The 11,933-nt window shown below is 47.6% G+C and carries 8 protein-coding genes; 4 read left to right on the top strand and 4 right to left on the bottom strand.

Annotation, left to right across the window (positions count from 1 at the left end):
* Window positions 1-161: 161 nt before the first annotated feature.
* The 4 genes from frr to rpsB form a co-directional block, all read right to left on the bottom strand.
* Window positions 162-719, bottom strand: a complete 558-nt coding sequence (gene frr, locus ACO6V5_RS07645; RefSeq protein ID WP_422133628.1) for a ribosome recycling factor — start codon at window positions 717-719, stop codon at window positions 162-164.
* On the bottom strand, window positions 712-1,452 hold the full coding sequence (gene pyrH / locus ACO6V5_RS07650; RefSeq protein ID WP_317141688.1) for a UMP kinase: 741 nt from the start codon (window positions 1,450-1,452) through the stop codon (window positions 712-714). The genes frr and pyrH overlap by 8 nt, the downstream gene beginning before the upstream one ends.
* Window positions 1,453-1,712: 260 nt before the next feature.
* On the bottom strand, window positions 1,713-2,573 hold the full coding sequence (gene tsf / locus ACO6V5_RS07655; protein ID WP_422409533.1) for a translation elongation factor Ts: 861 nt from the start codon (window positions 2,571-2,573) through the stop codon (window positions 1,713-1,715).
* 195 nt (window positions 2,574-2,768) lie between these two features.
* Window positions 2,769-3,581: a 30S ribosomal protein S2 gene (rpsB, locus tag ACO6V5_RS07660; protein ID WP_422133626.1), complete on the bottom strand. Its 813-nt coding sequence runs from the start codon at window positions 3,579-3,581 to the stop codon at window positions 2,769-2,771.
* A 440-nt stretch (window positions 3,582-4,021) separates the two neighbouring features.
* On the opposite strand from rpsB, the gene map reads away from it, so the two are divergent.
* From map to ACO6V5_RS07680, 4 genes are all read left to right on the top strand, one after another.
* Window positions 4,022-4,822 (top strand): type I methionyl aminopeptidase, encoded by an 801-nt coding sequence (gene map, locus ACO6V5_RS07665; RefSeq protein ID WP_422133625.1) that lies wholly within the window; start codon window positions 4,022-4,024, stop codon window positions 4,820-4,822.
* A 110-nt stretch (window positions 4,823-4,932) separates the two neighbouring features.
* Window positions 4,933-7,650 carry a [protein-PII] uridylyltransferase gene (gene glnD, locus ACO6V5_RS07670; RefSeq protein ID WP_422409530.1) on the top strand — a complete coding sequence of 906 codons (2,718 nt, stop codon included), beginning with the start codon at window positions 4,933-4,935 and terminating at the stop codon, window positions 7,648-7,650.
* A 197-nt stretch (window positions 7,651-7,847) separates the two neighbouring features.
* Window positions 7,848-9,074: a hypothetical protein gene (locus ACO6V5_RS07675; RefSeq protein WP_422441791.1), complete on the top strand. Its 1,227-nt coding sequence runs from the start codon at window positions 7,848-7,850 to the stop codon at window positions 9,072-9,074.
* Between the two features lie 1,047 nt (window positions 9,075-10,121).
* On the top strand, window positions 10,122-11,414 hold the full coding sequence (locus ACO6V5_RS07680; protein WP_422409526.1) for a hypothetical protein: 1,293 nt from the start codon (window positions 10,122-10,124) through the stop codon (window positions 11,412-11,414).
* Window positions 11,415-11,933: the final 519 nt, after the last annotated feature.

Below are 11,933 nucleotides of genomic sequence, written 5' to 3' on the forward strand. Positions count from 1 at the left end.
GCCATGTTAAGGAAACACAGCCATGCCAATGACACAGAGCTGACGACAACACCACAATAACCACATTTGCAATTAAAGTGAGACTGCTATATCCAGATTGACACAGATTGATTTTCTTCGCTCATGACTGTCTATAACCAATCAATTAGAAGATGAAGCGCTCAAACTTCCATCAGGTCCTTTTCCTTGCTGGCCAACGCCGCATCTACTGCCGCAATGTATTTATCAGTTACCTTCTGGATATCGTCCTGTGCACGACGCTCATCGTCTTCACTGATTTCTTTTTCCTTTTCCAGCTCCTTGATATCGGCCAGCGCATCACGACGAATATTGCGAATAGCAATTTTAGCGTTTTCAGCTTCCTGACGTGCCTGACGGGTGTAGCCCTTCCGGGTTTCTTCAGTCAGGGGAGGCAGAGGGATACGAATCACTTCACCGGCAGTGGAAGGATTCAGACCCAGATCAGATTTCAGGATCGCTTTTTCTACATCAGGAACCATCTGCTTTTCCCAGACGCGGACAGCCAGAGTCCTGGCATCTTCAGTAGAAATGTTAGACACCTGGCTCAATGGCGTCTCGGAGCCATAATAAGAGACCCTGACACTATCGAGCAGACTCGGGTGAGCGCGGCCAGTACGAATTTTGGCAAATGCACTGTCCAGAGAGTCAACACTCTTGCTCATGCGCTCCTGCGCATCTTGCTTAATTTCTTCAATCATTTTCCACCCCACTCACCAGTGTTCCTTCTTCGCCACCTACCACTGCATTGAGCAGAGCACCGGATTTATTCATATTGAAAACCCGAACGGGCATCTGCTGATCACGGACCAGACAGATCGCAGTCAAATCCATTACGCCGAGTTTGCGCTCGAGCACATCATCATAGGTCAGGGATTCAAATTTTACTGCATCAGAATGTTTAACCGGATCCTTGTCATAGATACCGTCAACCTTGGTTGCTTTCAGCACAACATCGGACTCAACCTCAATACCGCGAAGGCAGGCTGCAGAGTCTGTTGTAAAGAAAGGATTGCCGGTACCCGCTGAAAAAATCACTACATCGCCACCATTGAGGTAGCGCATTGCACGACGATGGTCATAGTGCTCTACAACACCATCCATCGGAATGGAAGACATGACCCGGGTGTTGATGTTTGAACGCTCAAGGGCATCACGCATAGCCAGAGCATTCATAACTGTGGCCAGCATCCCCATATGGTCACCAGTCACACGGTCAAGGCCAGCGGCACTCAGCGCTGCGCCACGAAAAAGGTTTCCACCACCGATCACGATACCGACCTGAACGCCGATACCGACCAGCTGGCCAATTTCCAGAGCCATTCTGTCAAGAACACTGGGATCAATGCCAAAGTCCCCCGCTCCCTGAAGGGCCTCGCCACTGAGCTTAAGCAAAATGCGCTTGTATTTCGGTTGTCGATCATTTGCCGGCATATTCAGCTTTCCAATTCAGAGTTAGGCGAAGGCGCGCCTGTCCCCGATAACCTGCCGACTCACCCCACATCCTGCCAAATGAGCTTTCTGCACTGTCAGCAGCTCAAAAGCGGCCGTTTACATACAACCTTGCAGCAGTGCATCATTGCTCAGATACCAGAACACGGGTAAACCTGCAGACCCGCTGAACAGGCTCAGTCAAGCCTGTTCAGCTAACAGGTCAGGCACCATCCATTAACCAGTAATAACCAGTATCAGGATCAGAGTCCAGCCTGAGCGCGAACTTCAGCAGCGAAGTCCACTTCTTCTTTCTCGATACCCTCGCCAACTTCGTAACGAACGAAGCCAGTGATAGTTGCCCCAGCTTTCTTGGCCAGAGCACCTACCTTGACATCAGGGTCTTTAACAAAAGGCTGTTCAGTAAGACTGTTTTCAGCCAGGAACTTGTTGATACGACCAGCAATCATCTTTTCGATAATTTCAGCTGGTTTACCAGACTGCTCTGCCTGAGCCTTGAAGATTTCCTTCTCTTTTTCAACCAGCTCAGCAGGCATGTCGCCCTTGTTAACCACCTGAGGGTTAACAGCAGCAACGTGCATAGCTACATCACGAGCCAGCTCGGAGCTGCCACCGTCAAGGCTAACCAGAACAGCAATACGCTTGTTACCGTGAACGTATGCGTCAATCACGCCACCTTCTACGATTTCAATACGACGGACACCGATGTTTTCACCGATCTTCTGTACCAGCGCCAGGCGTGCTTCTTCCAGTTCACCTTCCATCAATTTGGCTACGTCAGCTTCCTTACGGTCAAAAGCAGCGTCTAACACTGTCTGAACGTAACCCAGGAAGTTGTCATCACGAGCAACAAAGTCGGTCTCGGAGTTAACTTCAACCATTACACCGAAGCTTCCATCTTCAGCAACTTTGGTAGCGACAATACCTTCAGCTGCGGTACGACCTGCTTTCTTGGCGGCTTTAGCCTGACCAGATTTACGCAGCTCTTCAATCGCCTTTTCAATATCACCTTCTGAAGCAACCAGAGCCTTTTTGCACTCCATCATGCCCAGGCCAGTGCGTTCACGCAGTTCCTTAACCAGTGCTGCAGTAATTGCTGCCATGGTGGGTTCCTCTCGCAAATATTCAATAAGGGATTCAGGGCAGCCTTGAGCTTAGTTGTTTAGCGCTTCAAGCTTATGACATACAAAATAGGCTTGTGCATACTGAAGCTCCTGTCAATGACCACCCCAAAGTGACAAACGCTCTTTTAAATCTGAAAAAGGGGGCCACGCCCCCTTTTCGCAACGACCAGAAGATTAAGCTTCCTTAGTGTCTTCCTGGCCGTCTTCAGCCTTGGCTTCAGCTGCTTCTGTAGTTTCTGCAGCTTCAGCTGCTTCTGCAGCTTCTACTTCAACTTCTACAAACTCGCTTTCAGCGCCTGTGTTAGCAGCGGAACGACCTTCAAGAACAACATCAGCAGCAGCTTTAATGTATAACTGAATAGCGCGAATCGCATCATCGTTACCGGGGATAACGTAGTCAACACCTTCAGGACTGGAGTTGGTGTCAACGATACCGATGACAGGGATGCCCAGCTTATTGGCTTCCTGGATAGCGATGCGCTCGTGCTCGACATCGATAACAAACAGTGCGTCTGGCAGACCACCCATTTCCTTGATACCACCCAGAGAGCGATCCAGCTTTTCCAAATCACGACGGCGCATCAGGGCTTCTTTTTTGGTCAGCTTTTCGAAAGTGCCATCTTCAGCCTGAGCTTCCAGGTCACGCAGACGACGTACAGACTGACGAATGGTCTTGTAGTTGGTCAGCATACCACCCAACCAGCGATGTGCTACGAAAGGCATGCTGCAGCGAGCAGCTTCTTCACGAATGATCTTACCGGCGGCACGCTTGGTACCAACAAACAGAATCTTGTTCTTACCTTCGGCCAGCTTGCGAATGAAGCTCATCGCTTCATTAAAGGCAGGCATGGTGTGCTCAAGGTTGATGATATGAATCTTGTTACGAGCACCAAAGATGAATTTATTCATCTTCGGGTTCCAGAAACGAGTCTGGTGACCAAAATGCACGCCCGCCTTGAGCATGTCACGCATGGTGACTTGAGCCATGAGAATTCTCCTGTTACAGGGTTAGGCCTCCACACACCCCATGAGTTCGACCCAACGACCAGCTCTCGCTGACTGCACTCGGGCACCCTGAATCATGTGTCGGTGTATGTGAGTTCTGTTTACAAAATCAAATAGTAACCTCGCAATCAGGTGACCCTGAACACGAGGACGCAATTTTATACCACAATCTTATGATGATTCAAAGTCGACAGATTTCTTTGCAGGAGGATTCTTTATACAGTTGAAGCCAGTTCCAGTTAACAATAACCAACTCTCTCTTCTTTTCTGTTAGAATTTCAGCAATGAATCCATAAAGCCCCTGGGAAGCTACCGAAGCAGACCGTCATAAGTGATCAAAACGACCTTGTTAACCCGTCATCAAAGATCACTCACTATAGAGCACTCTCGGTATTTCCTGCGCCTGACAAAGAATATTTGAAATGAACGTTACGATCAAAACCCCTGAAGATATTGAAAAAATGCGCATCGCCGGCAAGCTGGCTGCCGAAGTACTGGAGATGATCACCCCCCACGTAAAACCTGGCATTACTACTGGCGAACTTGATCGTATCTGTCACGACTACATCGTTAATGAACAGCAGGCTATTCCAGCCCCCCTGAACTATGGTGCTGCACCCGGTCGCCCCGGTTTTCCAAAATCCATATGCACCTCTCTGAACCATGTTGTCTGTCACGGCATTCCCAATGACAAGAAGACCCTCAAGAACGGCGATATGCTCAACATCGACATTACTGTTATCAAAGACGGTTACCACGGTGACACCAGCAAGATGTTCCTGGTCGGCAACGTCCAGCCCTATGCAGAAAAATTAGTCAATGTCACACAGGAATGTCTCTACAAGGGCATCGAGATCGTCAAACCCGGTGTAAGGTTGAGTGATATTGGCCGGGTCATCGCCCAGCATGCTCACGCCAACCACTACTCTGTGGTTGAAGAGTTTTGCGGCCACGGCATCGGAAAGGTCTTCCATGAAGATCCTCAGGTACTTCATTACGATGGTTATGGCGATCATAACGATTATGTTCTGCGGGAAGGCATGACATTCACTATTGAACCCATGATCAATGCCGGCAAGAAGTTCACCAAACTCCTGGGAGATGGCTGGACTGCGGTCACCAAGGATCGTCGCCCTTCAGCCCAGTGGGAGCACACCATTCTTGTTACCGCTGATGGCGTCGAGGTACTGACTCTCAGAAGTGAAGAAACGCTTCCTTTTTGACCCCTGAATGGCTCGCACGTTTTATCTATAGAATCTGATCTGTAGAATTTCGCCTTCAAAGAAGCGCGAGCCGTTTTTTTAGCGACGGAGTGCCAGGAGAATAATCTATTATGAATCACGCAAACCCAAAGATTCCGAATCAGCTTGAAGCCCAGCTGTTTGATAAAAACTCGTTTGTTACCGCCCTCAGCAATCAGCCTTCCATCCCTCTTTACAAAGACACCATCCAGTCTGGCAGAGATATGCTGAACCAATGGTTCAGGAAAAAAGTCAATATTGATCAGCTGGTATACAGTCATACTTGGCTTATCGATCAAATTCTTATCACAGTATGGGAACAATCTGCCTGGGACGATTCTGAACACATCAGCCTGCTTGCAGTAGGAGGCTACGGTCGGGGCGAGCTTCATCCCGGCTCCGATATCGACATTCTGATTCTTCTGGAGAATGACGAGTACCAGACCCACCAGAGAGAAATCGAAACTTTTTTGACGACATTGTGGGACATTGGCCTGAAAGTAGGCTCCAGTGTGCGGTCCATAAAAGAATGCGCCGAACAGGCCAGAGACGATCTGACCATCATCACTAACCTGATGGAAGCACGCCCCCTCTGTGATCCTGAAAATCTCAACAAGCAACTTCAGGAAAAGATCAGCGTCCACCATATGTGGCCCAGCAATCAGTACCTTCAGGCCAAATTTGACGAACAGAAAGCCCGACACAAAAAGTATGCTGACACCGCGTATAGCCTGGAGCCCAACATAAAAGGCTCACCCGGCGGCATCCGTGATTTGCACATGCTGGGTTGGACCGCAAGACGTCATTTCGGTACCCAGGACCCGATCAAACTGATGGCTTTGAATTTTTTGACAGAAGCCGAATACGAACAACTCATCCGCTGCCGGGCATTTTTGTGGAAGATACGATGGGCACTGCATACACTGGCCGGCCGGGGCGAAGACAGACTCCTGTTTGACCACCAGCGATCACTGGCTGAACAGTTTGGCTACCGGGACCAACCTGGCTCACTGGCGGTAGAACAGTTCATGCAAAGCTACTTCCGCACGGTTCTGATTGTTGGCCAGTTCAAAGACCTGATCCTCCAGAATTTTGATGACAAGATTCTGAATGCGGACAAACCGCAGACCGTAACGGCTATCAATGATCGATTCCAGATACGCAATCAGTACATTGAAGTTACTCATGACCGGGTATTCGCTGAGCACCCGCCAGCTATTCTGGAAATGTTTGTCCTCATGACCCGCGACCCCGATATTCTCGGCCCAAGGGCTGAGACCATCCGGTTGCTGCGCGATATTCGTCACACCGTTGACAGTCAGTTCAGAAAAGACCCAAGGTGCGCAAAATTATTCCTTCAGCTTTTGCAGGCACCCTATGGATTAACCATCAGTCTCAGAAGAATGGCTCGCTATGGCATCCTTGGCCGCTACCTGCCAGAGTTTGGTCGCATTATTGGCCAGATGCAGTTTGACCTGTTCCACACCTATACAGTCGATGCGCATACTCTGTTGCTGATCAAGCACCTGCGTAGCTTTCGCTACGAAGAAAACAAGCAGCGCTACCCTATTGCCTCTCGAATCATACATGACATCAAAAAACCAGAGTTACTCTATGTCGCCGGCCTTTATCATGACATCGGTAAAGGGCGTGGAGGTGATCACTCTCAGCTGGGCGCCGTTGATGCCGAAGTATTCTGCCGAAGACACGGCCTGCGTCGTGTAGATACCAAACTCATTGTCTGGCTGGTACGCGAGCACCTCACCCTGTCGACCACGGCCCAGAAAAAAGACCTGTCGGACCCGGAAGTCATTCAGGATTTCGCACGTAAAGTGGGCAATCTGAACAGCCTGAACCATCTTTACCTGCTCACTGTTGCCGACATTAATGCTACCAATCCTGAGTTGTGGAATGGCTGGCGATCTTCCTTATTGCAACAGCTGTATAGCCAAACCCGCCTGGTCCTGGAGCACGGCATAGAGAATATGCCTGACAATGATGAAAGACTGCAGGACATTCAGCAGGAGACGCTCGCCTTGCTGGCTGATGACAACCTGGACACACAATCGATTCAGTCACTCTGGAACACTCTGGATGACGACTACTTTTCCCGTCATGACCCCCATGAAATTGCCTGGCATACGAGGGGAATTCTCGCTCACCAGGAGCAGCAGCCCCTGATACTGACCCGGGAAACAGACACTGACAGGGAGCACAGTGGTTCTCAAATTTTTGTTTATGCGCCTGACCGCCCCAATCTCTTTGCTGCAACGGTGGCCGGACTTGACTCCCTGCACATCAGTATCCAGGACGCAAGAATCATTACCTCCAGTGAACAGTTCAGTCTCGATACTTATACCGTATTAGAAGAAGACGGTTCAGCCATAGGTAACAATGAGTCTCGCATTGTGCAGATACAGAGTTACCTGCAAGATATTCTCAGCGATTCGGGGCAAATGCCCGTTGCTGCCCAGAGACGCACCCCCAGACAACTTCGGCACTTCGCCAAAGAACCTCTGATCACCATCAGCAACTTACCCGGCATTAAAAAGACACTGCTGGAGATCAGGGCAACCGACAGACCCGGACTTTTGGCCAGAGTCGTAAGGACTTTCGTGGAACTGGAGCTGCAAGTCCATAATGCCAAGGTTGCTACCTTTGGTGAAAAACTCGAAGACAGCTTCTTTATAACGGATAAAAACCATCAGCCCATCAGTGATCCTGATGTTGCCGAGCATATCTGCCTGACTCTGAAGCAGATTCTGCAACAGGCCTCTGAACAGGATGTCATCCGCTTTCAGAAACCATAAGTTCTTAGCCAGGCCGACCGGGGACTTCAAGCTGTTTATGACTCTTGAGTCCCTTTATGGCTGTACCAAAAAACACCGGAGCCAGGAAAGCATTAACAACACCTGCAAAGTGTTGCATAGTCGGAAATATTCTAAATAAAAAACATCTTTTTTCAGTGGCTTAACTATTTTTAAGCTTTTGATTAACAGGTGTGATGATGAAAAAACTATATCTTATCCGGGTATCGTTCAGTTTTGTCATTACTGTGTTGCTCCTGCTGACCCCACCAGCTTCGGTTGCAGAGCATTTCCTACTTGTTTTTCAGAGTCCGCAGACCATCGTCAGAGTCCACCTCTCTGTACCCCTTGATACAGAAGCAGCTCAAGCATCGGTAGAACAAGGATTACAAGAACAACCCTCTGGATTGTTACCCAGTGAAGATCAGAAATATACAACAGTAGGTGGCTTGCCAATTTCTGAACCGGCGCCTTCTCCCCCCCCGGTCCGGCCCTCTGATTTTACATCAGGTGCTAATGATGAAAATCAGGAACCTGGTGCAATTGGAGGCATGCCGGAATCCACCGAAAGTCAGTTCTCTGATTTGACTTACATTATTAACGATGAAGGCCAGAACCTGGGAGGCCTTCCTTCACCCGTTTCACTGCATTTCATTGATCCTCATGACGGGACTGCATCAACTTCTTCCCTACCCTTAACAACTCAACCAACTGCTGCATCGAAAGAATATATCCGTCCGCTGCAAACCAAAAGTGCAAGCGTTTCCTCCTGGCTGGAAAGAGTAGAGGATGACGGTGGTGCATTTTTTTTTGAAGGTTCTCCAGATCAGCTGGATGAATTTGTCGTTCTGTTCGCCAGTCTGGTTGCTACGGAAGCTAAAGAAATGCATTCCTGTCAGCCGTTCACCCGGCTCCGCAGCTACATATGTGACTCGGATGTAAATCCGCGCTGGTATCGGGGAAGGATTGCGGTTCTCACTGAGTCAATCGCTATAGCGGCAGTTACCAGTGTTGGATTTAGTATGGGAATCCCTGCCTTGGGAGGCACATGTCTGAGTACCGGAATCTGTATTCCTCCCAGCATTTTAATGTTAAGCCGTGCCTGGTTTCCAAACCGGTTTCAGGTGAGTTTCACATTTCGATCGGATAATTTACTCATGAGTGAGGAAATCAATCATTTGCAGCAGATAGTGAATTTACTGCAGTGCACAGGAGGCTTTAATCTGGTGTCATTTCATTTCAACGAGCGGACCTCCATCCAGACACTGAGATTTATAGTCCAGGTACCTGATACAGTACATGCTGGCAATCTCCGCGGCTTGCTTGAAAGGCACAATCAGCAATTAACAAATCCGTTTCAAATAAAGGTATCTGCCATTGGCGAGCCAACAACACACCCTGTTGGTCTGCTGGAAACCAGCCTCTAGAGCACAGATTAACTTTATATCCGTTATTTCGGACTACAGAAGCCTGGTATCAAAACGCTGTAAGAGAGAAGAAATAACATACTCAAAAACCCCTTCGCCAAATTAACAAACAAACTGTTATGAGAAACATAAAAACCACCTGCTCAACTCAAACGCTCTTTATTAAAATTATTATAAAAAGCAGAATACGTGGTTTTTTTTTGAAAATCTGTATATCTTCACATCAAAATCATTCAGTAGAAATACAATAAAAAAATTCAAAGAATTCAAATACGCCGACTAGAATATGCGACTAGAGAAACATAGCAATTGAACATTGAAGCATAAGCACAAAATTTGATAGCAAAAATAGAGTCCAATCCACCTAAACAGTTGACAACCTGCCACCTTGAAGATTGAAAAAAAACCATGGTCGTATAATTCTCAAAACAACATTAGTCTCTGATTTCGGAACAAGACGCACAATAACAAAAGAGTATTTCCCGGATCAATCAGTCTACTTTGGGTGCAAGCAAACTCGAGCACAGTCCCCACCTGATACAAGTCTAAAAAGTAGTTCAACACGTCAGTTAGTCAAATATATGGATACTTTTTCCTTCTCTATTTTAAAGTCACCCGGTCAAAGAATTCCCCGAACGTTTCTCTGTTTTTCTTTGTTTTTCTTTGTTTCCTTGTTAGTAAAATTTGTGGACACCCCTTTATTTTATATTTTATAGACAGAAATATTCTAAATAAAAAGCATCTTTTTCCAGCGGCTTAACTATTTTAAAAACGTCTGGTAATCAGGTGCAATAATGTTTGAGTCTTTAAAAGACACATTATGGCGATTTTTTTATTACCCCTTACAGTTTGCAGACAACACCATCAACAATCATGGAGGAGTGTTTTCGGGCAAGCATTAATTGAATGCATTTTCTGTTTTTTCGGGAAGGCTTAGTTACTCGCCGGGTCTTTATTCTGCCCTGGAGCAGCTCTCCCTTTCATTCTTATCTAATTCACTGTGCAGATTGGAAATGCGTTTCCGGCTATTAAGCTGGAGGAGTAATTATGAAAAAACTTTGTAGTGTTAAGGTGTTGTGCAGCTTTGTCGTTGCACTGATCTTTCTGCTGACCACCATGGTTTCAATGGCCGATAATTACGTGCTTAACTTTAAAACCTCACAAACACACGTCAAAGTATACCTGTCTATTGATCCTGAAACTAACACTGATGGAGCACCAGAAGAGCAAGCCACGGCCACCGGGATGTCCCCCGATGATGTGAGTGGAAGCCATGAACATAAGACAGTTGGAGGGTTACCAATTTCTGGGCCGCCACCTTCTGTCCAGAGCCAGCCTCGCGATTTGACATCGATAGGCAGTGATGGAGACCGTGAACCTGAAACAGTAGATGGCATTATACAGGGACTGCTATCTGATTTGACAATGGTTGAACATGCTATAGATCAGGAACTTGGAGCAACAGGCGGCCCGCCAGTTTCTCCCCAGACTCAGCCCCTTGATTTAAGATCTACTGGCATTGATTTAGATCAGCAGCCCGGAGCAGTCAGGCGCTGGCCTGCGTCTTCGCCAGTTTCAGTGACTATTATTGACTCTATCGACGCAGCAGATTCCACTTCAGCTGCCCAACCCTTAACCAATCAACCTGATGATGCGTCGGTGCATTCAGTCCACTATCTGAAAACAGGGAGTTCAATCGTCTATGCCTGGTTGGAAAGAGGAGAGGTAAGCGGCGGCAACCGGTTTCATATTTCTGCCAATGAACTTAAAGCCTTTGTCCGGATGTTTGCCAGTCTGGTTGCTATGAAAGTCAACAAAATGCGAAGCTGGAAGCCCTTTCCACGTTTCAGCACCTACGTCTTTAACTCCGAGGCAAATCCGACCTGGTCATGTGGAAAGTTTGCGGTGCTCTCGACGTTTCTTGCGGCAGCGGCAGGTACGGGCACTGGATTTGGTACGGGAATCTCTGGATTAGCTTACGGATCTCTGGTCGCAGGGGGGGTCTTTACTCCTCTGTGTACCTGTTTTTTCAGCCATACACGTTTTCCAAACCCGTTTCAGGTGAGCTTCACTTTCAGTTCAAACCAGTTGCTTATCAGTCAGGAAATCTATGATTTTCAGCAAATTGTGAATATTCTACAGTGCTCGGGAGGTTATGAATTGGTATCGTTCAGTTTGGATGAGCAAAACGCCAGCCAGACACTGACGTTCAATGTCCGCGTGCCAGATAACGTGGATGCCAAACAGTTCCAAAACTGGCTGGAAAGTAAGAATCAGCAATTAGCTAATCCGTTTCAAATAAAAGTCTCTTCCATGGGCAAATCCGAAACCACGCTATAGGGCTAAGGTTGAATTTATCCGCAGCCGACAGATTAATCCTCATCTAAACATCCCCCCACTGATTCAAAGAAATCAGCGGGGGATTGTCTTTGCAGCTACTTTTTCACGATTTCGTAGTGGTTCCTGCCTGCTTCGTCACAGATGCCAATGAGCCTGGTCAAAAGGCCAGCAGGTCACGTCCTGACGCTCAGCCTATTGTAAGTACCTAACCAGTTGGTTTCGCATATTCTGGACGGCGGCTTTTTCCATCCTTCTGCGTTACAACTCTGGTTGCGTAGCTATGGCCACGCGTCCGTCGTTGCGCCTTGAAGGATGAAAAAATCCACTCGCCAGAATATGCGAAACCAACTGGCCAGGTACTTAACGGGTGCCTTTTGAAAGAGTTTGGGTGATGGTATTGCCGGGTGGCAGTATATTGCGCTTTTTCAGTACTTTCTTACTTATCTCAGCTTTGCTCTCTGCTTTTGCGACACCCTGGGAACTCTTACGCGATAAAAAACATCTTTTTCCAGTGGCTTA

The sequence above is a fragment of the Endozoicomonas sp. ALD068 genome (assembly GCF_049310145.1).
Taxonomy (GTDB): Bacteria; Pseudomonadota; Gammaproteobacteria; order Pseudomonadales; family Endozoicomonadaceae; genus Endozoicomonas_A.